Here is a 22,483-nt window from a genome sequence, read left to right as displayed (position 1 = left end):
TTTAGAACACAAAAATAGCTTTTGGTTTAAGCCTACAATCACAAACTTTTGTTAAAAATAGTTAAAGAATTTCGTTTATTTTTTCGGTAGGTCTAGCAATAACAGCTTTATTGTTTTTTACAACAATAGGCCGTTCTATTAATTTTGGATACTGTAAAAGGGCATCAATAATTTCGTTGTCGGTTAGGTTTTTATGTGCAAAGTTTTCTTTCCAAATGGTTTCTTTTGTTCGAACTAATGCAATAGGGTTTGTATTAAGTTTTTTAATAACGCTAATGAGTTCTTCTTTTGTAAAAGGTTCGTCTATATATTTTCTAATGGTAAAAGGTTCTTTATTATTTTCTAAAAAACATAATCCTTCTCTCGATTTTGAACATCTATTGTTGTGATAAATAGTTATCATAATTTCATTTTTTTACAAAGATAAAAAATACTATTTTAGTAAAAATTATAAACCAATACTTATGTATATAGAACAGCTAAAAAAACTACGTCCTAGTTTAATATTGTATTTGCCTATTCCATTAGGCTTTATAGGTATGATGATTTGGAACTACATTATTTCTTTAGATGTTGATACCGCAGAGATGATGAATCAAATGATTGCAATGCTAGGTGTAAATATGACTTTTGTTATAATGCTTGCCCCTTTAGTTATAGGGTTGTTTGTAGTGCTATTATGGACAAAATTTATACAAAATATTAGCATAACCATGCTAACGACTTCGCGTTCTAAAATTGACTGGCAGCGCATTTTTTTTTCCTTTTTTTTATGGACAGCTATAACTACGTTTTTAGTATTAGTAGCGTATTTTTTAAATCCGGAGAATTTTGAATTGAATTTTAAACCTACACAGTTTTTCGTTTTTTTAGCATTGGCTATATTGTTAATACCTTTGCAAACCAGTTTTGAAGAATATTTGTTTCGCGCCCATATGATGCAAGGAATAGGCTTAGCTACAAATTCAAGATTAATACCATTAGTAATTACATCGGTTTTGTTTGGTTTAATGCACGCTGCTAATCCGGAAGTAGGAAAAGTAGGTTGGCTAATAATGATTTACTATATAGGAACTGGCTTTTTCTTAGGAATTATAACTTTAATGGACGAAGGTTTAGAGCTAGCTTTAGGTTTTCATGCCGCAAATAATCTTGTAGGCGCATTACTTGTAACAGCCGATTGGACAGCTTTTCAAACGCATTCTATTTTTAAAGATATATCAGAACCATCTGCAGGATTTGAAATAATACTACCAATATTTGTAATTTTTCCATTATTGTTATTTTTCTTTTCTAAAAAGTACAAATGGAATAATTGGAAACAAAAATTAACGGGAAAATTAATTGAAACAGAAATTGAAAATGATACCTCATTACACTAAAATTCACAATAATTTTACATTAGAAGGCAACCATTATGGTAGCGAAGAATTAAATGAAATTGCCTATAGTTTTATAAAAGAAGGTTTACCTTACGAAAAAGAAATAGGTTTGTTTTTGCTAGATTGGCTAGACGATTCCGATACTATTATAGTGCAAACTTCGGGAACAACAAGTGAGCCAAAGCGCATAAGAATAAAAAAACAAGCTATGGTTAAATCGGCCATAGCAACAGGTAATTTTTTTAATTTGCAACCCGGTAATTCGGCATTACATTGTTTGCCTGCCAATTATATAGCAGGAAAAATGATGCTTGTGCGAGCATTAGTAATTGGTTTAGTATTAGAAATAGTTTCGCCAAAAGGCAATCCGCTTGCTCAGAAAACAAAAACCTACGATTTTGCCGCAATGGTGCCTATGCAAGTAGAAAAAGCAATGCCGCAATTGCATCAAATAAAAACCTTAATTGTAGGCGGTGCAAAACTTTCGAACACAATAATTACGCAATTGAAAAAGCAAAATGCTAATGTGTACGAGACTTACGGAATGACAGAAACCATTACACATATAGCCGCAAGGCCAATTAACGAAGCTTATTTTAAAGCGTTGCCAAATGTTAGTTTTACTTTAGACGATAGAGAATGTTTGGTAATACATGCCCCAAAATTAATAAACGAAACTATTACTACTAACGATAGGGTAACTCTTGTAAATGAAAACACATTTGAATGGCTGGGACGTATAGACAATGTAATAAACAGCGGTGGTGTAAAATTATTTCCAGAACGTATAGAAGAAAAACTGCAAAATAAAATTTCAACTCGTTTTTTTATTGCATCGGAACCTAATGAAGTATTCGGAAATCAAGTTGTTTTGGTTGTAGAAACAACTGAAAATAAATTAGATACATCAATTTTTAACGAGCTAGATTCGTATGAAAAACCAAAGAAAATTTATACTATTCCGAAATTTATAGAAACAGCAACAGGAAAAATTCAGCGCAATAAAACGCTAGAAAAACTAAATATTAAAAGTTTATAATTAACCCATAGTGCATTTAGAAGCTAAAAGTTATTAAACGACGTTACTTCGAGTAATTTTTCGTAGTAAAGCGAAGAAAAATTTTATCGAGAAGCATTAAATTGTAAGTTCTCGATACATTTCTTAGATAAATTGCATAAAATTTATCCAAGAAATACTCGAGCTGACGGAAATAAACAAATAAAATTTTCTAAATGCACTACGGGTTATAACTACTGTTTAATAAAAAATTTATCGGTAGCTACATTAAAATTTTTAAATCCATTAATTGCAATAGGAGCAATTTGCCATTCATTTGTAGCATTTAACCTGCGTGTTTTTCCTTCTATTATAACTTCTACAGGCATTTCAAAATTTTCTACATCGGTTACCCATCGGTATTGGAAACGATTTTTATAGCCTTTAATTTCTAACTTTGGCAAATTAGTATAACGCAAATATTGATTAAAAATAGGGGTTAAATTTTTTCCAGATTGTTGGTTAAAAAATGCAATTACTGTTTCAGTATCAATAATTTGTTTTTTGTATGTTTCGGCAAATTTGTATAACAAATTCCACCATAGCTCATCATTATTTATAACGTGGCGTAATGTGTTTAATAAAAGAGCTCCTTTGTAGTACATATCGCCACTTCCTTCATTATTTACACCATATTTACCAATGATTGGCTTATTGTTACTTACATTTTTTGCTTGCCCGTTAATGTATTGTAATGCTTTTTCATATCCTTTTTGGCATTCTACAAAAACAGACTCGGTATAAGTCGTAAACCCTTCGTGAATCCACATATCGGCAATATCTTTACTGGTTATACTATTACCAAACCATTCGTGTCCTGTTTCATGAATTATAATATAATCGAAAAACATACCTATACCAGTTCGCGAATTATCGAAACCTAAATATCCTTTTCTATATTTGTTGCCGTAGGCAATAGCGCTTTGGTGTTCCATACCTAAATAAGAAGTTTCTACTAATTTATAACCATCTTCCCAAAATGGGTATTTTCCAAATTTTTCTTGAAAACAATCTAACATTGGTTTTACATCGTCTTCAAAATGCTTTTTTGCTTTTTCTTCATTTTCTTTTAACACGTAAAAATCTAAATCTAAACCATTATAATTATCATGAAAATGTGTATAATTAGCAATATTAACTGTAATATCGTAATTATTTATAGGGTTTTGTACTTCCCAATCCCAGCGTGTATAACCGTTTTTTAAATCTTCTGAACCTTTAAAACGACCGTTAGAAACATTCTGTAAGCCATTAGGTACTGCCACCTTAATAGAGGCACCATTGTTCGGTTCATCGGTTTGCGAATCTTTACACGGATACCATAAGCTTGCGCCTGTGCCTTGCACGGCAACACCAATAAAATCGTTATTATTACTATCTTTTTTAAATACAAAACCGCCGTCCCAAGGTGCATTTTTAGCTTCTTTTGGTTTTCCAGAATAATAGAAAACAATATTTTCGGTAGTGTTCTTAGTTAAAAATGAGGGAAAATTAATAAAAACAGCATCAAAATCTCGTGTATAATTTAAGTCTTGGTTGTGGTAAATAATAGAGTCAATCGTCATGTTTTCAAACAAATCGACCTGAATTTTTTGCGTAGGCTCAACTACTTTAAATGTGATAGCGTTATAACCAACAATATTTTTTTCTTTAGGATTTACGGTAATATTTAAATCGTAGCGCAGTACATCGTACGAAGTTCTTTCAAAGCGTAAGCCGCCTTGTAACGAATCGCGACGTGTAAAGTTTTGCGCAAAACAAGTGTTTAAAGTAGTAAGCGCTAGTAAAACAATAATAAATGGTTTCATATATCGAATTTTAAACAAATATAAGAACCATTTTAAAAGTATAATATGTTTATATGAAAACATTTTTGTTTTAAAATAGTAATTATTAAGAAAAATCTTATTTTAAGAAATAGTATATTTGTACGATTAAAAGTTATAGATTATGAAATTATTAGGAATAGGATCGCGCATTCAACATCCAGAATATGGTGCGGGCGTTGTTACCAATGTAGCTTCAAAATACTACTGGGTAACTTTTATTGAAAAAGGTATTGAAACTATTGATTTAACCGATACTTTTGAAGTGGTTGAAGCTGTAGAAAACGAAGTAGATACGGTAAGTTTATATGAGGTAGAAAAATTAATGAAAAATTTACTACAAAAATATACCGATATTACGCCTACTACTTCTATTGCCGATAAGTGGAAAGGCGGAAAATTAATTTTAGAACCAAGTACACCTACACAAAATAAAGAGCTACCTATAGAAACTTTTTTTAATAAAATAATTATGGTACGCGATAGACTACGTGTAATGGAGCAAAAAATTAATTCGAGCAATTTAGAACATTCTGAAAAAATAGAATTGCAACAATATATTACTCGTATTTACGGAAGTTTAACCACTTTTAATGTGTTGTTTAAACTAAAAGAAGATCAGTTTGTAGGGGAAAAGAAGTCGTAAGACTTCTTTTTTTATTCATTTTCTTCTAATTCAAAAATGGCTTCTACAGGTTTTTTAAAATAGCGAGCTAATTTTAATGCTAATAACGTAGAAGGCACATATTTCCCTTTTTCCATTGCATTTATAGTTTGTCGGCTTACCTCAATTTGATGGGCTAATTCTTCTTGCGAAATATTTTTAATAGCGCGTAAAACTTTTAAATTATTCTTCATTGCTATTTTGTTTATTTAATTTGTAAATGCTGTAATGAAAGCGAATAATAAAAAATAGAAGTAAGCTAAATGTATTGTAAAATAGAACATTTAAAAAAGAAATTCCATACATAAACGCTGTGCATAAAAGTAGTATAACATAGTTAAAATAGGTTGCCCAAACCAAGCTTTCGTATCGAATTTGTCCTATCATTTCGTCTTCTTTTTTTAATTTAGAAAAACCTACTAAAAGTCCGCCAATTACCAATGAAAAAGTTAAGAGTTCGTCTGATAGGCTATTTTCTATAATTTGAAAAAAGGCACTCGAATTGTTTTGGAAAAAACCATCATTGTAAATAGCAAAAACTTTACAAGTAAAATAGTTGTCGATATTCCAATTTAATACTGTTGCTAAAACCGAAATAACTAAACTTGGAACAAACAAAAACCAACCAATTATTTTGAATTGATTTGGAAATAAAAAATGTGTTTTCATATATGTAAAATTTATTTGTTAGTGGTCATATATGTTATCGCCTTTTTATTTATTGGTGTTTGCTTACGCAAACTTTTTGTTAATGGCGATTTCATACAAATTGATTTTAAACACAATCCAAATGTAAAGTTTATTTTACAAATAGACAAATGGATTTTACAAAAAGTAAAAAAACTATTCCATTATTTTTTCAATATAATCGGAATTTAATAAGTATAATGCACCCATATATTGTAATTTGAACGAAACTAAATCGCCAATTTTATAATTTTTTTCCGAGTTAGAAATATCGATAACCATCATATCGGAACTGGCATCTACAATGGAAATATTTTCATTTTCTGGCAACAAATACTGCGGTTGCATATCGAGCAAACCAATATCGAGAATAGCACGAAGCGAAGTTTGGCTTAAATCAGTTTCATTGTTAATTTCGTAAGTGTTACCCGCAACATTTTCGCCTAATTCGCCAATTGGATTATCGGGTTTTTCGGTTATTTCTATAATTTCTGCAAAAAGTTTAAAAACCTCGTTGTTCATACCTTCAATGGTTTCGTTTGTAAATAAATCTTTTCCAAAAAATAAGGCTTCGCCAATTCGGAAATGATTAACAGCCATTGGCCGAGCATTTTTTAGTAATAAAGGAATGGCAACCGAAGTTCCGCCAGAAACCCAAGGAATTTTCACATTAAATTTGGCTTCAATAAGTTGTTTGTATAAACTTAGCTGAATTAATTTATCTTGCGTGGGCATTACACCGCTTAAACAGTTTAAATTAGTACCAATTCCGCTAATTTCAATATTGGGTAAACTAAACACTTGCTTGTAAAATTGTAATAATTCTTCGCCTAAAACGCCTTCGCGCAAATCGCCCATTTCTATCATAATAATAATTTTGTGCGTTTTGTTTTGTTTTTGCGCTTCTTCCGATAGCATTTTTAGGGTAACTATTTCGGTATTAAAACTCACATCGGCATACTGAACTATTTTTTTGATATTCCGTTTTGAAGGCGGTTTTATATAAACCGTTTGAATAGCTGGGTTAAGAAGTTTAATCTTCTTTAAATTACTGATTCTAGAATCGAGCATTTCGGTTACACCTAAATCAATAATTGCTTTAATAAATAAATTATTTCCACAAAGCAATTTGGTAACAACACCCCATTGTATATTTCTTTCTTTAAATAAAGTATCTAAAAATGTATAGTTTTCTTTAAGTTTACTTTTGTATAGTTTTAAAAAAGCCATTTTATTTTGTTAAACGCATTTCTAAATATTTATTAACAAAGCCTAATTTTTCATATAGTTTTTTTGCAGGATTTTTTGGTTCTACGTGTAGTGCAATAGAGCCAGTTGTAACTTCAATGGCTTTTTGCATTAATTTTTTACCATAACCTTTTCCTCTTTGCGAATTATCTACAGCTATGTAAACCAATATGTTTTCAGGAATATAATCGTGCATTCCTGTATTATTTAAAATAGTAATGCCTACAATTTTATTTTCATCAGTTCCAATAATAATGTTTCCGCCTTTGCTTGGGTTCATTACATAATCGATACATTTTGCGATAGCTTCTTTAGTATCGCCATATTGTTCAAGATGTGTAAATAAAAAATTGATAATTGTTTGTTTTGAAAACACTTCAGATTCTCCCGTAGAAGCATTTACTAGAGTAAAATTCATAAAAATAAATTTGTTCACACTTAAGTGCGAATTAATGTATAAAAACCAAATTGGATTTTCCAAAAGGCATTCAGTAATACTGAATTTATCGAATGATAGCAAGACCGACGTCTTTAAATTGTCTAGACTAGACAAAAAATCAAATAACTACTGCAAATTTAAAAAATTATACAACTAATAAAAAACTTTTCTATATTTGTATAATATAAGCCTTATTAAAATTACACGCCATGTTAGTAAAAGTATTTGGAAGCGCCGTTTTTGGTGTAGATGCTACAACCATTACCGTAGAAGTAAACATCGATAAAGGAATTGGCTACCACTTGGTAGGTTTGCCCGATTCTGCTATAAAAGAGAGTAGCTATCGTATAGCAGCAGCACTAAAAAACAATCACTATCATTTTCCGGGAAAAAAAATTACGATAAATATGGCACCTGCCGATTTGCGTAAAGAAGGTTCCGCTTACGATTTAACCATTGCCGTCGGAATTCTAGCCGCATCTTCTCAAATTAATTCAGATGAAATAGGAAATTATATTATTATGGGCGAACTTTCTTTAGACGGAAGTTTACAGCCTATAAAAGGAGCTTTATCGATAGCTATTAAAGCTAAAGAAGAAGGCTTTAAAGGAATTTTGTTGCCTATTCAAAATGTAAAAGAAGCCGCAATTGTTGATGGAATAGATGTTTATGGAATTGAAAACGTAGTTGAGGTTATCAATTTTTTTAATGGAAGTGCTACTATACAACCTACAAAAATTGATTCGGATATTGAGTTTTCTAAAAATTTAGATTTTCCAGAGTTCGATTTTGCCGATGTAAAAGGTCAAGAATCAATTAAAAGATGTATGGAAATTGCTGCTGCCGGTGGGCATAATATTATTTTAATTGGCCCGCCAGGTGCTGGTAAAACTATGCTTGCCAAACGATTGCCGAGTATTTTACCGCCCATGACCATGCAAGAAGCATTGGAAACCACCAAAATACATTCGGTTGCAGGAAAAGTAAAAGAAGCAGGTTTGTTAACACAACGGCCATTTCGTTCGCCACACCATTCTGCTAGTTCTGTTTCACTTGTTGGTGGCGGCAGTTATCCACAACCAGGCGAAATTTCGTTAGCCCATAATGGTGTTTTATTTTTAGATGAATTACCCGAATTTAAACGTGAAGTTCTTGAAGTAATGCGCCAACCGCTTGAAGATAGAGAAGTAACTATTTCGAGAGCAAAATTTACAATAACGTATCCGTCAAGTTTTATGTTAGTTGCCAGTATGAACCCTAGCCCAAGTGGCTATTTTAACGATCCTAATGCGCCTATTAGTAGTTCGCCAATGGAAATGCAACGCTACTTGAGTAAAATTTCGGGGCCACTTTTAGACCGAATAGATATTCATATAGAAGTAACTCCCGTTCCATTTGAAAAATTATCGGATACCAGAAAAGCAGAAAGTAGTAAATTGATAAGAGAACGTGTTACCAATGCCCGATTAATTCAAGCAAAACGTTTTGTTGCGTTTAATCATATCCATTACAATGCGCAAATGAGTAGTAAATTAATTCGTGAGTATTGTATGCTAGATGATGCTTCTTTGCAATTATTAAAAACAGCTATGGAACGTTTAAATTTATCGGCACGAGCTTACGATAGAATTTTAAAAGTATCGCGCACCATTGCCGATTTAGAAAATGCAACCAATATTCAATCGCACCATATTGCCGAAGCCATACAATATAGAAGTTTAGATAGAGAAGGGTGGTTAGGGTAGTTAAAGCTATTTACGTTTGTAATAGCGAGCTCCTTTTAAAACTGTTTTTTCTTTTTCTATATAATCGAGAACAAACTCATTTTTAGGTTCTAAAACAGGCGTTTTTAATTCTTTTTTATGTAGTTTTTCATAGGTTTCAAAACGTATAGGTGTTCGGTTTTCGAGCACTTCAAATAACTGCGTTTTTAGAATGTTATTTTGCCAGTTTGGCATTAAATTTCCTTCAAAAACCTTAGATTTTGAACCGCTTCCGTAAGCAATAAAACCAACCTTATTGTGAAGCAATGTTGTATTTTGAGTTGCACTATAGTATAACGCCGATAAAAATGCTAAAAATATTGAACCCGTATAAATGTTTCCTACTTTTCCTGAAGCTATTTCTGCTGGAACTATTTTTTTTGAAACCAACTCTACATATTCTGAAGATTTTGAAAGCATTTTAATTTTATCTTTTTGGGTTTCGCCAATTTGCTCATGCACTAATTCAGAATTTTCTTCTGCAAAAATATCAATAAATGTTCTTCTACCTTGAAAACAATAGGGTAGGTGCATCACAATTAAATCCCAATTTTTATACACTTTTTCAGTTGTATTGCTTTCTTTTTTAAAATGATTATAGGCTTCGGTAATTCGATTAATGTAGCATTCGTTAGAATAATGTCCATCAAAAACAGGTTGCTCTTTTGTAATTGAAATTTCGGTTTCTAAAACGCCAAACCATTCGTTATTTTCGTTATTTGCTACAATAGTTTCTTTAGCAATGGTTTGTTTTGGTTTAAAAAAATCGAAAACACCTTCGGTTGCAACTCCAGTTGTTTGATTAAATGCAACAATTTTAGGATTTGACGTAATTAACATTGCAATAGCGCCAGCACCTTGCGTATATTCACCAGTAGAATTTAAATCGTATTTAGCATTATCGGTAGTTACTACTATAGCTTTTTTATTAGGATGTAAACGTACATAGTCTAAACAGTTTTGCAACGCATCAACTCCACCAATGCAAGCAAATGTCATATCAAGTGCATCGCAATGTTTTAATGCTCGTGGGCCAAATTCTTGTTCTAAAAGTTGCATAATGTAAGTTGCTATTGGTTTCGAATTATCAATAGCGCTTTCTGTTCCTACATAAATTCTTGATATAGTAGCTAAATCTACATTTTCTTGTTTAATTAATTTATAAACCGCATTTGCAGCTAATGTTACTACATCTTGATGTACATCGAGAAAGCTCATTTGTTGTAAACCCAAACCTTTTTCAAGTTTTGCAGGTTCAATATTTCGTTCAATTGCTAGGGTTTCAATTGGTAAATAAATTTTTGGCACATCAAATTGAATGGCATCTATTCCTACAGTCATAATATCAATAAAAAAAGTGAAAACAAATTTACATTGATTTCACTTTATATAAAATACTATAAAATAGAATTACGAATATTTAAATAAAACGATTAGTACATTATATTTTTTAAAATTCTAAAACGATTGAGTATGTTTTTTTTCTATTATAATTCTTCCGAAAAAGTATCGTGATAACGAATATCGCCTGTTTCGTAACCTTTCATAAACCATTTCATACGTTGTTCAGAAGTTCCGTGTGTAAACGAATCGGGTACAACATGACCTTGCATTTTGCTTTGAATGGCATCATCGCCTACGGCATGTGCTGCACTTAAAGCTTCTTCAATATCGCCTGTTTCTAAATATTTTTGATTGTAATGTGCCCAAAGACCAGCATAAAAATCGGCTTGTAATTCCAAACAAACACTTAATTTGTTAGCATCGGCTTTACTTTTTCCTTGTTGTAGTTGTCGTACTTTTCCAGATGTACCTAGTAAAGTTTGTACATGGTGCCCTACTTCGTGAGCAATTACATAAGCAATGGCAAAATCGCCACCCTTTGCTCCAAAACGCGTTCTAAGTTCTTCAAAAAAAGTTAAATCCATATATACTTTATGGTCGCCTGGGCAGTAAAACGGACCAGATGCCGAGCTTGCACCGCCACAAGCCGTTTGAACGCTACCCGAGAAAAGTACCATTTTTGGTTTTTCGTATTGGCCTAAATTGTTTTCTGCAAATATTTGTGTCCAAGCGTCTTCTGTATCAGCTAAAACAGTAGATGCGAATTCTCCTAGTTCAATTTCTTCAGGAGTAAGTTCTCTTTGTTCAACTTGTTCTGTTTGCTGTGTAGCTTGGCTTTGCTGTATAGTATCTACAAAAGGTGCCGCTTCTGGAAAAAATACTTTTACTAAAAAGAAAACTACTGCTATAGCGCCACCACCAGCAATTACTTTTCCTCCGCCCGACATACCTCTACGGTCTTCTACGTTATCACTTTGACGTCTTCCTTGCCATTTCATAATAAAAACTTTTTTAAATATATTATGTGGGTAAATATATTAAAAAGCTAATCTAAATCCTAAATAAAAATCGCCTTGTTGCGAATTGTTTAACAAAGCGGTTATGGCAGAACCAGAACCTATAAAAAAGCCACCTACTCTAAAGCCAACACCAGTAGTAAAATCGGAAATTTCGTTTTGCGATACAGGAACATACACTTCAAAAGCTTTAGTTGTAAAGCGTGGAGTAATTGTGAAAATGTTTTGAACTGTAGTAAAGTCGTTTTTAGAGTCGTCGGCTATTTTTTGTTGTAAATAGGCAGAAAGATGTAATCTTTTTACAATTTGATAATCGGCATACACATTAATAACTGTTGGTAGTTTTATTGTGAAATCTTTTTTGGTTTCCGTTTTGGTTACATAGCCGCTACTAATTAATACGTTTTCTATATCTTTTATACTTTCGGCACCGTCGAATTGGTTTAAGTTTAACGATTCTAACTGAGTAGCATCTATATCTAAATTATATTCGTTTTGAATATTATTATCAGACTTAAAAGTTAGACTTCCCATATTTCTAAGTGCTAAACCCGCTTTTAATTTGTAGTTAGTATCGTTTTCATCAGGAATCCATTGGTAAGTTACTCCAATATCGCCCGCAAATCCATTTAATCCTCCTGCAAAAAAAGATTCATAATTTTCGCTATCAGAAAAATCGTCTGCTAGTGGGCCAGAATACGCAATATTAAGATTAGCAGTTGCATTGGTTAACTCCATATTGCCTGCAACATTTACGATATCTCCATTTAAATTGGAAATTCCCATATTCATATAAGAACCTGGAAAAAGTAAACGAAGCGTTGCACCAACAGTAAATTTATGATTTTTTGTAACGTTTAGTTCTCGTGCCGCGCTTAAACCTATTTCTCCCCAAGCTATGGCATTTAATCGTTGGTTATAGTTAGCATTTACATTTGTTATTCCGGCAATTTCATTACCAATTGCATTTCCTAAATCAACATTAACATCAATAATATTAGCTTTAACGTTGGCTGAGGTAGCCAACCCAAATGCCCATTTTTTTTGTTTTATAGCAAAAGCAGGCCCTAGAATAGCAACGTCAACTCTTGCATTTACAGGTTCTGAACCCGTGAAAATTTTATCTTCAATATCGCTATCATTGGTTAAATCTTTAATTGAAAGTTTATTATTTGAAATGTTAGCACTTATATTAAATAAATTAATTTCAAATTTGTTGCTTAAATTACCTATTTCGGCAGGGTTAATAGTTGCATTAAGCAATCCTACTCGTTTTGTAGTATTAATACCAGAAAAATGTTCTTGTGCGGAAGTAATAAGCCCTAAAAATGTAAAAAGAGAAACAGCGTATTTTTTCATTGTAAAATAGGTTTTAGTTATATAACAACGAAATTAATACTTTTTTCTTACAAATAATTACCTAGTATTGGGTATATTTTAGATTAAATTCCAAATTATATCGGGTGGAGTTGGTGCTATAAAGGTTAAAAATTCTTTAGAAACAGGGTGTATAAGTTTTAATTTCTGGGCATGTAAATGAATGCCACCATCGGGATTACTTCGATTAAAGCCGTATTTTAAATCGCCTTTTATAGGAGAACCAATAGCTGCTAATTGTACTCTTATTTGATGATGGCGCCCAGTGTGTAAATCAATTTCTAAGGCAAAATAGTTATCAAGTTTTTGTATTATTTTGTAGTGTAAACTAGCTTTCTTGCTATTGCTTACTTCTTTATTATGTGCTTTAGAAGTGTTGTTTTTTGGGTTTCGAGTTAGCCAATGCACTAAAGTTTCATTTTCTTTTGGCGGACAATTTTTAACAACTGCCCAATACGTTTTTTCGGTTTCTCTGTTTTTAAAACTTTCATTTAATCGCGAAAGTGCTTTTGATGTTCGAGCAAACAAAACGATACCGCTTGTAGGCCGATCTAATCGATGTACTACACCTAAAAAAACCTCGCCAGGTTTATTGTATTTATCTTTAATATATTCTTTTACAACTTCCGACAAGGGTTTGTCGCCTGTTTTATCGCCTTGCACAATATCGCCTACACGCTTGTTTACCACAATAATATGGTTATCTTGGTACAGTACTTGGAGGTTTTCTTTAGTAGAAAGGGTTTTCATTTTCAAATTTTCAAATTGCTAAATTTTTCAAATTTGAATTAATATTGCTCATTTTCATTAGGAAAATCTAACGATTTTACATCACTAACATATTGTCCAATAGCGTTGCTCATATCTTCATACAAATTCATATAACGACGAAGAAATCTTGGATTAAATTCGTGTGTCATTCCTATCATATCGTGCAATACTAAAACTTGGCCATCAACACCATTACCAGCACCAATACCTATAACAGGAATTGAAATACTTTCGGCAACTTTCTTTGCTAATTTTGCAGGAATTTTTTCTAAAACCAACGCAAAACAACCAATTCGTTCCAGCATTTTAGCATCTTCAATCAATTTTTCGGCTTCTGCATCTTCTTTAGCACGAACCGTATAAGTACCAAATTTATAAATAGATTGTGGCGTTAACCCTAAATGTCCCATAACTGGAATACCTGCATTCAAAATTCGTTTAATACTTTCTTTAATTTCGCTTCCACCTTCTAATTTTACGGCGTGGCCACCACTTTCTTTCATAATTCTAATGGCAGAACGTAGTGCTTCTTTTGGGTCTGATTGGTAACTTCCAAATGGTAAATCGACTACAACTAATGCTCTTTCTGCAGCTCTAACAACCGACGACGCATGATAAATCATTTGATCTAGTGTTATAGGTAAAGTAGTTTCGTGCCCAGCCATTACATTACTTGCCGAATCGCCTACTAAAATAACATCTATGCCTGCTGCATCTACAATTTTTGCCATAGTGTAATCGTAGGCTGTTAACATCGAAATTTTTTCGTTGTTTTCTTTCATTTCAATTAGCGACTTGGTCGTAATTCGCTTATAATCTTTCTTAGCTACAGACATTTTTTACATTTTTAGATTACAAATGTAAAAAATGTATTTTCTTTTTTTAAAAAAACCAGTATCAATTTGATTTTACTTAATTTTACCAAAATTTAATAAAAAGATGATTACGCTTCTTATACTAGTAGCCACTTTAGGTTATTTTGCTGTAATTTTTGAATCGCCGTTGCGAATAAGTAAAACCATAAGTGCTTTATTAACAGGTTGTTTTTGCTGGGTAATTATTGCTTTATACCATCATAATCATCATGAAACGTCCGAAATTTTAATAAGTTATTTTGGCGAAATATCAGGGCTGCTCATATTTTTACTAGGAGCAATGACTATTGTTGAACTTATAGATATTCATAAAGGATTTACCGTAATAACGCATAGAATTCGTACAAAATCAGTATTCAAATTGCTGTGGATTGTAGGTTTAATCACTTTTTTTATGTCGGCCTTGCTAGATAATTTAGCTACGGCAATAATAATGGTTACGTTATTAAAAAAATTAATGCCAAAAGGCAAAATTAGAATGATTTTGGCTGGTGTAGTGGTAATTGCTGCAAATGCTGGTGGTGCATTTAGTCCTATTGGCGATGTTACGACTACTTTATTATGGATTGGAGGACAAGTTAGTGCCGAAAATATTGTAATAAAACTAATTTTACCTTCTCTTGTAGCACTTTTAATTCCTTTATTTATTGCGGGTTTTCGAATGAAAGGTTTTGCGGTGTTGCGCGCACAAATTTCAATGGCACAAGCAATACAAGAAGAAAAAATGAGAGGTAGTGCAAGTGTTTTTACTGCAGGTGTTATTGGTCTTTTATTGGTTCCTGTAATTAAAACAGTAACAGGTTTACCACCATTTATTGGAGTTTTAATTTCGTTATGTATGGTTTCATTAGTTTCCATTGTTTACCATCGGCATAAAACGGCAGAGGAAAAAGCTAAATTTTCAGTAAATTATGCTCTTACGAAAGTTGACGTAAATTCAATTTTATATTTTATGGGAATATTATTGATGGTTTTTGCCCTGCAAGAAGCTCATATTTTATCGGCATTGGCATTAAAATTAGAAGAAATATTACCAAACAATAATGCCATGATTATTGCTATAGGATTTTTATCATCGTTAGTAGATAATGGAAGTTTAGTAGCTGCTACACAAGGAATGTTTCCACTTTCACAATTTCCTATAGATAACCAGCTTTGGGAATTTATTGCGCTTTGTGCAGGCACAGGTGGTAGTATGTTAATTATTGGCTCTGCTGCTGGTATTGCCGTTATGGAAAAAGAAAAGATTAGTTTTGGTTGGTATTTAAAATATATTACACCACTTGCCGTTGCAGGATACATAGGAGCAATTTTAACTTTTTTATTACTACATTAATATGAAATATTATTATTATTTTTTTTGGCTAATTGTTTCTCAAGTAGTTTTTAGCCAAGATAATCCAGAAAATACTATTGTTACTTTTTTTGAAGCGTTTCATAAAAAAGACACAATAGCTATGAAAAAAGTTTGTCATCAATCGTTAATTTTACAAACAGTTGCAAACAAAACCGATTCTACTCGTTTAAAACAAGAGCCAGCAAGTGAGTTTTTTAAATCGTTTGCAAGAATTCCAAAAGACATGATTTTTTTTGAGAAAATTTTGTCGTATAAAGTTCAAATTGATGCTAACTTAGCTCACGTTTGGACGCCTTACGAAGTTTATATAAATAACAAATTTGTTCATAAAGGTGTAAATTCTTTTACACTTATTAAGGAGCCCGATGGTAACTGGAAAATTATACACCTAATTGATACAAGAAGAAAAGATTAGCGATTTAAAAGTTTAGTATCGATTAAATAAGCTAAAATTGTTCCTATGCTATAGCATATTAAATCGCTTATTAAAAAACCTTCGCCTAATACATAATGTCCTAAAGTAGTGTTTCGGATAGATTGGAGCCAATGCCAATGAAGTAATTGCGAAAACTCAATACAAAAACAAAAAAATAAACTAATTGCCATTGTTGTACGCATAGAAAATAATTGGGTGGTTCGTAAGCCAAAATAAATAAAAATGGCATATAAAATATCGCCAATAAAAAGAGGAATACCATTTATTTTACGAGAAAGTATCCCTAAAACTAGTGTTATACAAACAAAAAGTAAATAATTTATCTTCTTCAAACTAACAATCTACTAAGTTTACGCCAACAGCTAAGCCGCCTTCGCTAGTTTCTTTATACTTAGCATTCATATCTTTTGCGGTTTCCCACATTGTATTGACTACTTTATCTAACGGAACTTTTGCGTTTTTAGCATCGGTTTCAAGGGCTAATTCGGCAGCATTTATTGCTTTTATAGCACCCATAGTGTTACGTTCTATACAAGGCACTTGAACCAAACCACCAATAGGGTCGCAGGTTAAACCCAAATGATGTTCCATAGCAATTTCGGCAGCCACTAAAACTTGTTCGGGTGTTCCGCCCATTACTTCGCATAGTGCAGCGGCAGCCATAGCACTCGAAACGCCAATTTCGGCTTGGCAACCACCCATAGCAGCACTAATTGTAGCTCCTTTTTTAAAGATACTGCCAATTTCGCCAGCCGTCATTAAAAATTGTTTAATTTGTTTTTCATTGGCTTCATGATTTTCAATAACCAAATAATACATTAAAACCGCAGGAATAACACCCGCACTTCCGTTTGTTGGCGCTGTTACCACACGACCTAAAGAAGCATTAACTTCGTTAACCGAAAGTGCAAAACACGAAACCCATTTTAATATTTGACGAAATTTCACTTCGGTTTGACGAATAATTTGCAACCACGAATACGGACTATCGTAGGGCAATACACCAATTAAATTTTTGTGCATATCGTAAGCTCTTCGTCTTACATTTAAACCGCCAGGTAAAATACCTTCGGTATGACAACCAATATACATACACTCAAGCATAGTATCCCAAATGCGAAGTAATTCGTTGTGAATTTCTTCTTCTGTACGCATCGATTTTTCATTTTCATATACAATTTCTGATATCGATTTGTTTTCTTGCTGGCAAAATGCTAATAGTTCACTCGCTTTATCTACAGGAAAAGGAAAAGCACATTTTATTTCTTCTAAATGGTTGTTTTCGTTTTCTTGCACTACAAACCCACCGCCAATAGAGTAATAGGTTTCCGAAAAATCGGTAGTTTCAGTATAAGCAGTAAACGTAATTCCATTAGCATGAAAAGGCAAAAAATTTCGATTAAAAACAATATCATTTTCGGCATGAAAAGGAATAATAATTTCGTTTCCTAAAAAAAGTTCATTTTTGTTTTTAATAGCCGAAATAATAACATCTATGCTTTCTACGGGAATATATTCTGGATCGGCACCACTTAATCCTAGCATTACAGCCAAATCGGTAGCATGACCTTTTCCGGTTAATGATAAAGAACCAAATAAATCGACTTTTACCCGAATAATCTGGTCAATTAAATCTTGTTTGCGAATTTTTTCCAAAAAGCGTTCGGCAGCACGCCATGGTCCTAAAGTATGCGAACTCGATGGGCCAACACCAATTTTTAACATATCGAATACCGAAATACATTCCATAACTAAATCGTTTGAGAAACAAAGATAGTGAAAAGGCAATCACTTTTTATAAAATGTTATCGATGTAAAACAATAGTATTAATACCAGCGTTTTTTATTTTTTTTGGAATTGTTCGACTTTCTAGACTTCGAATTTTTAGTATTTCGAAAATCTTTTTTAGGTTCATTTTTAGTTGAAGAAGTTCCATTTTCATTTGTATTCCAAGGAAACGGATGGTCGTTCACTTCTTTAACTCTCGATTTAATTAGTTTTACAATGTCTTGCCAATACGCTTTTTCATCTTTTCCGCAAAGCGAAATAGATTTTCCTTCGTTACCAGCTCTACCTGTTCTACCAATTCTGTGAACGTAAGTTTCGGGAATATTAGGCAAATCAAAATTAATAACTGTAGGTAATTGGTCAATATCAAGTCCGCGTGCCGCAATATCGGTAGCTACTAAAAATTGAACGTCTTTATTTTTAAATTCGTCTAAAGCTCTAACCCTAGCATTTTGCGATTTATTTCCATGAATAGCAATGGCTTTTATATTTTTTTTACCCAATGTTTTTACTAAATTATCTGCTCCATGTTTGGTTCTAACAAAAATTATGGCGTTTTCGAGTTGTAAAGTTTCAATTAAATGCAGCAATAAATTACGTTTGTTTTCTTTCTCTACAAAGTAAACCGATTGTGCAATATTTTGAGCTGTACTCGAAACAGGATTAACCAAAATATACTTCGGATTGTTTAAAAACTCATCGGCTAAAACTCGAATTTCAAACGGCATAGTTGCAGAAAACAACAACGTTTGACGGTTTTTTGGCGATAATTTTATAATTTTCTTTACATCGTTAATAAAACCCATATCAAGCATTAAATCGGCTTCATCTATAACCAAATGGTGCATTTGATCGAGATTAATAAAACCTTGTTTGTGTAAATCTAAAAATCGCCCTGGCGTAGCAATTACAATATCGACACCTTGTTTTAGCGCTTCTACTTGCGGGTTTTGGTTAACACCACCTAGTAACACCACCGAACGCGTATTTAAATATTTTCCGTATAAATCGAAATTTTCTTGTATTTGTAACGCCAACTCGCGCGTTGGTGCTAAAACGACTGTTCTAATAAATTTTCGCTTTTTTAACGAACCAACTATTGGATGCAATACTTCTAAAATAGGTATAGCAAAAGCCGCCGTTTTTCCTGTTCCTGTTTGCGCACAACCTACTACGTCATTTCCGTTTAATATTTCAGGAATAACTTGTTCTTGTATAGGTGTAGGGTTTTTATAATCTAATTCGGCAATAGCTTCAAATAAACTACGATGTAAATTGAATTCGGTAAACGTCATGAATTTTTTTGGCAAAGATACGCTATTATTTGCAATCAAAATTGTCGCATAAAAAAACCAAAAAATGTCATCTTGTCATATTAAAACGATATTTTCTGACATTTTTTATAACTAAACACTCATTTTTTCCATTGGCATAATACTTGACTAGTTATTGTCGTGCAACAGCACTGTTCACTCTTAGAGGAACAATCTTATATGAATATTAAAAAGGAGAAAAATATTATGAGTAAAATTATTGGAATTGATTTAGGAACAACAAATTCGTGTGTTGCAGTTATGGAAGGTGGAGAACCAGTAGTAATTGCTAATGCAGAAGGAAAAAGAACAACACCATCGGTTATTGCGTTTGTAGATGGTGGCGAAATTAAAGTAGGCGATCCTGCAAAACGTCAGGCAGTTACAAACCCTACTAAAACAATAGCTTCTATTAAACGTTTTATGGGTAACAAATACTCAGAAAGTTCAAAAGAAGTAGGAAACGTAGCTTACAAAGTAGTAAAAGGCGATAACGATACACCACGTGTTGATATTGATGGTCGTTTATATACACCACAAGAATTGTCGGCAATGACGCTTCAAAAAATGAAGAAAACCGCCGAAGATTATTTAGGAACAACTGTAGATAAAGCAGTTATTACAGTACCTGCATATTTTAACGATGCGCAACGTCAAGCAACTAAAGAAGCAGGTCAAATTGCTGGTTTAGAAGTAATGCGTATTATTAACGAGCCTACAGCTGCTGCTTTAGCGTATGGTTTAGATAAAGCCGGAAAAGATCAAAAAATTGCAGTTTACGATTTAGGTGGTGGTACATTCGATATCTCTATCTTAGAATTAGGCGATGGTGTTTTCGAAGTATTATCGACTAATGGAGATACACACTTAGGCGGAGACGATTTTGACCAAGTAATTATCGATTGGTTGGCAAATGAGTTTAATAGCGCAGAAGGTGTTGATTTACGCAAAGACCCAATGGCGTTACAACGTTTAAAAGAAGCTGCTGAAAAAGCTAAAATTGAATTATCATCGTCAACACAAACGGAAATTAACTTACCGTATGTAACGGCTACGGCTAGCGGTCCAAAACACTTAGTACAAACGTTAACACGTGCAAAATTTGAACAATTAGCACACGATTTAGTAAAACGTTCAATGGATCCTGTAGCTAAAGCTTTAAAAGATGCTGGTTTATCAACATCAGATATTGATGAAGTAATTTTAGTAGGTGGTTCTACACGTATTCCAGTTATTCAAGAAGAAGTAGAAAAATTCTTTGGTAAAAAACCATCAAAAGGAGTAAACCCAGATGAGGTTGTGGCAATTGGAGCTGCTATTCAAGGTGGAGTATTAACAGGAGATGTAAAAGATGTATTGTTACTAGACGTTACGCCACTTTCTTTAGGAATTGAAACTATGGGTGGTGTTATGACGAAGTTAATTGAAGCTAATACAACCATTCCTACTAAAAAATCGCAAGTATTCTCTACAGCGGCAGACAATCAACCATCGGTAGAAATTCACGTATTGCAAGGTGAACGCCCAATGGCTCAAGACAACAAAACAATTGGTCGTTTCCATTTAGATGGTATTCCGCCAGCACAACGTGGTGTGCCACAAATTGAAGTAACTTTCGATATCGATGCAAACGGAATTATTAAAGTATCGGCAACCGATAAAGGAACAGGAAAATCGCACGATATCCGTATTGAAGCATCGTCTGGTTTAACACCAGAAGAAATTGAAAGAATGAAAAAAGAAGCCGAAGCAAATGCCGATGCCGATAAAGCAGCTATGGAAAAAGCATCGAAGCTTAACGAAGCCGATAGTATGATTTTCCAAACCGAAAAACAATTATCAGAATTTGGCGATAAACTTTCGGAAGGCAATAAAACGGCTTTAAACAGCGCTTTAGAAGAATTGAAAAAAGCTTACGAAACAAAAGACGTAGCCACTATTCAACCGGCTTTAGACAAAATAAACGAAGCGTGGAAAAACGCATCAGAAGAAATGTATAAAGCACAAGCCGAAGCGCAAGGCGGCGGCGCACAACAAGCAGAACCACAAGGTAATGCAGATGCTGGCGACCAAACCCAAGACGTAGATTTTGAAGAAGTAAAATAAAGTTTTTCATAGTTAATTATTTTGTAAAAAACCCGAGCACTTTTGGTAGTGTTCGGGTTTTTTTATGCGCTTTAACAAAGTAAAATGTAACATCAAAACAAGGTTTAGTAAAAAATAAAAAATAGCACATTAAATTGTAACTTGCGTTTTATACAAGTTTTTATTATAACACTACAACAATACATCGACAAAATAAATACACTTTATAAACAGGAAACGCCAGAGAGCATTCCTACAGAGGCGATTTGCAACAACTTTTAATGACTATTTTACCCGATGTATTGGTTATCAATGAACCTAAGCGGGTTAATTGTGGTGCGCCCGATTATGTGTTAACCAAAAAAGATTTTCCTGTAAATCGTCAGCAAAAAGAGAACTGATTTAGTTAAAATTTGAGAGAGTGTTTTCAAAATAACAATTGATTAATTACCAGCTGTAAAGCCTTGTGGTTTTCTGTGTACCAATTTAACAGCTTACGCAATCGTTAATATTTTCGAATGGTAAAGTTAGTAAAACAATTCAAGAAATAGATTAGAAAAGCATTGTTAAAAACTTATTAGTTATTTTACGGAAAACCTCAAATACATTATAACTTATATTCGTAAATTGCAGATAGTTATTGTTATTTATACTTTTATACGTATAAATACGTACAAAATTACGTGTAAATACGTATAGGAATAACCTAATTTAATAGTTAAATTTGAAGCAAAACCTTACAACAATATAGTATCAAAATACCCATGACCCAACAAGCAAAAACAAAAAAAGAAAAATCGATAGAAGAAACCCTTTGGGATTCAGCCAATAAATTAAGAGGAACCGTAGAATCCTCAGAATACAAACACGTAGTTTTAGGCTTAATCTTCCTAAAATTTGCCAGTGATAAATTTGAAGACCGTCGCAAAGAAATACTTGCCGAAGGCAAAGAAAAGTTCTTAGAAATGAAGGAATTCTACAACATGCAGAATATTTTTTATTTGCCAGAAGAAGCGCGTTGGTCGTTTGTAATGGAAAACTCCAAACAAGCCGA

General features: G+C 32.8%; 23 protein-coding genes. 9 read left to right on the top strand and 14 right to left on the bottom strand.

Annotated elements, in window-relative coordinates; all coding sequences use genetic code 11:
* Positions 1-61 precede the first annotated feature (61 nt).
* Positions 62-403, bottom strand: a complete 342-nt coding sequence (gene arsC / locus R2808_RS09735; RefSeq protein WP_371270796.1) for an arsenate reductase (glutaredoxin) — start codon at positions 401-403, stop codon at positions 62-64.
* Between the two features lie 61 nt (positions 404-464).
* On the opposite strand from arsC, the gene R2808_RS09730 reads away from it, so the two are divergent.
* The gene (locus tag R2808_RS09730) at positions 465-1,382 is read left to right on the top strand and encodes a lysostaphin resistance A-like protein (protein WP_371270795.1); all 918 of its coding nucleotides are present in this window, start codon (positions 465-467) and stop codon (positions 1,380-1,382) included.
* Positions 1,363-2,421 carry an AMP-binding protein gene (locus R2808_RS09725; protein ID WP_371270794.1) on the top strand — a complete coding sequence of 353 codons (1,059 nt, stop codon included), beginning with the start codon at positions 1,363-1,365 and terminating at the stop codon, positions 2,419-2,421. The genes R2808_RS09730 and R2808_RS09725 overlap by 20 nt, the downstream gene beginning before the upstream one ends.
* A gap of 212 nt (positions 2,422-2,633) precedes the next feature.
* On the opposite strand, the gene R2808_RS09720 is transcribed toward R2808_RS09725, so the two are convergent.
* Positions 2,634-4,247 (bottom strand): M1 family metallopeptidase, encoded by a 1,614-nt coding sequence (locus R2808_RS09720; protein WP_371270793.1) that lies wholly within the window; start codon positions 4,245-4,247, stop codon positions 2,634-2,636.
* Positions 4,248-4,389: 142 nt separating this feature from the next.
* Between R2808_RS09720 and R2808_RS09715 the strand changes: the two genes are divergently transcribed.
* Entirely contained in the window at positions 4,390-4,911 is a 522-nt protein-coding gene (locus R2808_RS09715) for a hypothetical protein (RefSeq protein WP_371270791.1), read from the top strand.
* 11 nt (positions 4,912-4,922) lie between these two features.
* Here the strand turns inward: R2808_RS09715 and R2808_RS09710 are convergent, their stop codons facing one another.
* The 4 genes from R2808_RS09710 to R2808_RS09695 all read right to left on the bottom strand — a co-directional run bounded on the left by R2808_RS09710 (position 4,923) and on the right by R2808_RS09695 (position 7,282).
* On the bottom strand, positions 4,923-5,123 hold the full coding sequence (locus R2808_RS09710; RefSeq protein WP_371270790.1) for a helix-turn-helix transcriptional regulator: 201 nt from the start codon (positions 5,121-5,123) through the stop codon (positions 4,923-4,925).
* Positions 5,113-5,598, bottom strand: coding sequence for a hypothetical protein (locus R2808_RS09705; RefSeq protein ID WP_371270789.1), 486 nt, complete (start codon positions 5,596-5,598; stop codon positions 5,113-5,115). Before R2808_RS09705 ends, R2808_RS09710 begins: the two co-directional genes overlap by 11 nt.
* A 174-nt stretch (positions 5,599-5,772) precedes the next feature.
* Positions 5,773-6,846, bottom strand: coding sequence for an alanine/ornithine racemase family PLP-dependent enzyme (locus R2808_RS09700; protein ID WP_371270788.1), 1,074 nt, complete (start codon positions 6,844-6,846; stop codon positions 5,773-5,775).
* Between the two features lies 1 nt (position 6,847).
* On the bottom strand, positions 6,848-7,282 hold the full coding sequence (locus tag R2808_RS09695; protein ID WP_371270786.1) for a GNAT family N-acetyltransferase: 435 nt from the start codon (positions 7,280-7,282) through the stop codon (positions 6,848-6,850).
* Positions 7,283-7,512: 230 nt separating this feature from the next.
* Here R2808_RS09695 and R2808_RS09690 point away from each other — a divergent pair, with 230 nt between their 5' ends.
* Complete coding sequence (locus R2808_RS09690; RefSeq protein WP_371270785.1) at positions 7,513-9,048, top strand: YifB family Mg chelatase-like AAA ATPase; 1,536 nt, start codon at positions 7,513-7,515, stop codon at positions 9,046-9,048.
* Between the two features lie 6 nt (positions 9,049-9,054).
* Here R2808_RS09690 and R2808_RS09685 read toward each other — a convergent pair whose 3' ends face one another.
* The 5 genes from R2808_RS09685 to panB form a co-directional block, all read right to left on the bottom strand.
* Positions 9,055-10,407, bottom strand: a complete 1,353-nt coding sequence (locus tag R2808_RS09685; RefSeq protein ID WP_371270784.1) for a hydroxymethylglutaryl-CoA synthase family protein — start codon at positions 10,405-10,407, stop codon at positions 9,055-9,057.
* A gap of 146 nt (positions 10,408-10,553) precedes the next feature.
* On the bottom strand, positions 10,554-11,408 hold the full coding sequence (locus R2808_RS09680; protein ID WP_371270783.1) for a neutral zinc metallopeptidase: 855 nt from the start codon (positions 11,406-11,408) through the stop codon (positions 10,554-10,556).
* 39 nt (positions 11,409-11,447) lie between these two features.
* Positions 11,448-12,785, bottom strand: a complete 1,338-nt coding sequence (locus R2808_RS09675) for a DUF5723 family protein (RefSeq protein WP_371270782.1) — start codon at positions 12,783-12,785, stop codon at positions 11,448-11,450.
* A gap of 78 nt (positions 12,786-12,863) precedes the next feature.
* Positions 12,864-13,553: an RluA family pseudouridine synthase gene (locus R2808_RS09670; RefSeq protein ID WP_371270781.1), complete on the bottom strand. Its 690-nt coding sequence runs from the start codon at positions 13,551-13,553 to the stop codon at positions 12,864-12,866.
* Between the two features lie 38 nt (positions 13,554-13,591).
* Positions 13,592-14,410: a 3-methyl-2-oxobutanoate hydroxymethyltransferase gene (gene panB, locus R2808_RS09665; protein ID WP_371270780.1), complete on the bottom strand. Its 819-nt coding sequence runs from the start codon at positions 14,408-14,410 to the stop codon at positions 13,592-13,594.
* A gap of 103 nt (positions 14,411-14,513) precedes the next feature.
* Here panB and nhaD point away from each other — a divergent pair, with 103 nt between their 5' ends.
* Both nhaD and R2808_RS09655 read left to right on the top strand, forming a co-directional pair.
* The gene (nhaD, locus tag R2808_RS09660) at positions 14,514-15,785 is read left to right on the top strand and encodes a sodium:proton antiporter NhaD (protein WP_371270779.1); all 1,272 of its coding nucleotides are present in this window, start codon (positions 14,514-14,516) and stop codon (positions 15,783-15,785) included.
* A gap of 1 nt (position 15,786) precedes the next feature.
* Positions 15,787-16,221 carry a nuclear transport factor 2 family protein gene (locus tag R2808_RS09655; RefSeq protein ID WP_371270778.1) on the top strand — a complete coding sequence of 145 codons (435 nt, stop codon included), beginning with the start codon at positions 15,787-15,789 and terminating at the stop codon, positions 16,219-16,221.
* Here the strand turns inward: R2808_RS09655 and R2808_RS09650 are convergent.
* From R2808_RS09650 to R2808_RS09640, 3 genes are all read right to left on the bottom strand, one after another.
* Positions 16,218-16,574, bottom strand: a complete 357-nt coding sequence (locus R2808_RS09650; protein WP_371270777.1) for a DUF2809 domain-containing protein — start codon at positions 16,572-16,574, stop codon at positions 16,218-16,220. The two genes, R2808_RS09655 and R2808_RS09650, sit on opposite strands and share 4 nt — an antisense overlap.
* A gap of 1 nt (position 16,575) precedes the next feature.
* On the bottom strand, positions 16,576-17,991 hold the full coding sequence (locus R2808_RS09645) for an L-serine ammonia-lyase (RefSeq protein WP_371270776.1): 1,416 nt from the start codon (positions 17,989-17,991) through the stop codon (positions 16,576-16,578).
* Positions 17,992-18,069: 78 nt separating this feature from the next.
* The gene (locus tag R2808_RS09640; protein WP_371270774.1) at positions 18,070-19,326 is read right to left on the bottom strand and encodes a DEAD/DEAH box helicase; all 1,257 of its coding nucleotides are present in this window, start codon (positions 19,324-19,326) and stop codon (positions 18,070-18,072) included.
* A gap of 225 nt (positions 19,327-19,551) precedes the next feature.
* On the opposite strand from R2808_RS09640, the gene dnaK reads away from it, so the two are divergent.
* The 3 genes from dnaK to R2808_RS09625 all read left to right on the top strand — a co-directional run.
* The gene (dnaK, locus tag R2808_RS09635; RefSeq protein ID WP_371270773.1) at positions 19,552-21,450 is read left to right on the top strand and encodes a molecular chaperone DnaK; all 1,899 of its coding nucleotides are present in this window, start codon (positions 19,552-19,554) and stop codon (positions 21,448-21,450) included.
* Positions 21,451-21,695: 245 nt separating this feature from the next.
* A complete protein-coding gene (locus R2808_RS09630) occupies positions 21,696-21,830 on the top strand; it encodes a hypothetical protein (RefSeq protein WP_371270771.1) in 135 nt (44 codons plus the stop codon).
* A 363-nt stretch (positions 21,831-22,193) separates the two neighbouring features.
* A partial coding sequence (locus R2808_RS09625; RefSeq protein ID WP_371270770.1) for a type I restriction-modification system subunit M N-terminal domain-containing protein occupies positions 22,194-22,483 on the top strand: 290 nt, incomplete at its 3' end.

Origin of the sequence: Flavobacterium sp., assembly GCF_041392005.1 — a bacterium.
Classification (GTDB): Bacteria; Bacteroidota; Bacteroidia; order Flavobacteriales; family Flavobacteriaceae; genus Flavobacterium.
This window is presented reverse-complemented; position numbering and strand designations above follow the sequence as displayed.

Coding starts and splice junctions, on each gene's coding strand:
- arsC (WP_371270796.1), bottom strand. CDS start 403: ATGATAACTATTTATCACAACAATAGATGTTCAAAATCGAGAGAAGGA.
- R2808_RS09730 (WP_371270795.1), top strand. CDS start 465: ATGTATATAGAACAGCTAAAAAAACTACGTCCTAGTTTAATATTGTAT.
- R2808_RS09725 (WP_371270794.1), top strand. CDS start 1,363: ATGATACCTCATTACACTAAAATTCACAATAATTTTACATTAGAAGGC.
- R2808_RS09720 (WP_371270793.1), bottom strand. CDS start 4,247: ATGAAACCATTTATTATTGTTTTACTAGCGCTTACTACTTTAAACACT.
- R2808_RS09715 (WP_371270791.1), top strand. CDS start 4,390: ATGAAATTATTAGGAATAGGATCGCGCATTCAACATCCAGAATATGGT.
- R2808_RS09710 (WP_371270790.1), bottom strand. CDS start 5,123: ATGAAGAATAATTTAAAAGTTTTACGCGCTATTAAAAATATTTCGCAA.
- R2808_RS09705 (WP_371270789.1), bottom strand. CDS start 5,598: ATGAAAACACATTTTTTATTTCCAAATCAATTCAAAATAATTGGTTGG.
- R2808_RS09700 (WP_371270788.1), bottom strand. CDS start 6,846: ATGGCTTTTTTAAAACTATACAAAAGTAAACTTAAAGAAAACTATACA.
- R2808_RS09695 (WP_371270786.1), bottom strand. CDS start 7,282: ATGAATTTTACTCTAGTAAATGCTTCTACGGGAGAATCTGAAGTGTTT.
- R2808_RS09690 (WP_371270785.1), top strand. CDS start 7,513: ATGTTAGTAAAAGTATTTGGAAGCGCCGTTTTTGGTGTAGATGCTACA.
- R2808_RS09685 (WP_371270784.1), bottom strand. CDS start 10,407: ATGACTGTAGGAATAGATGCCATTCAATTTGATGTGCCAAAAATTTAT.
- R2808_RS09680 (WP_371270783.1), bottom strand. CDS start 11,408: ATGAAATGGCAAGGAAGACGTCAAAGTGATAACGTAGAAGACCGTAGA.
- R2808_RS09675 (WP_371270782.1), bottom strand. CDS start 12,785: ATGAAAAAATACGCTGTTTCTCTTTTTACATTTTTAGGGCTTATTACT.
- R2808_RS09670 (WP_371270781.1), bottom strand. CDS start 13,553: ATGAAAACCCTTTCTACTAAAGAAAACCTCCAAGTACTGTACCAAGAT.
- panB (WP_371270780.1), bottom strand. CDS start 14,410: ATGTCTGTAGCTAAGAAAGATTATAAGCGAATTACGACCAAGTCGCTA.
- nhaD (WP_371270779.1), top strand. CDS start 14,514: ATGATTACGCTTCTTATACTAGTAGCCACTTTAGGTTATTTTGCTGTA.
- R2808_RS09655 (WP_371270778.1), top strand. CDS start 15,787: ATGAAATATTATTATTATTTTTTTTGGCTAATTGTTTCTCAAGTAGTT.
- R2808_RS09645 (WP_371270776.1), bottom strand. CDS start 17,991: ATGGAATGTATTTCGGTATTCGATATGTTAAAAATTGGTGTTGGCCCA.
- R2808_RS09640 (WP_371270774.1), bottom strand. CDS start 19,326: ATGACGTTTACCGAATTCAATTTACATCGTAGTTTATTTGAAGCTATT.
- dnaK (WP_371270773.1), top strand. CDS start 19,552: ATGAGTAAAATTATTGGAATTGATTTAGGAACAACAAATTCGTGTGTT.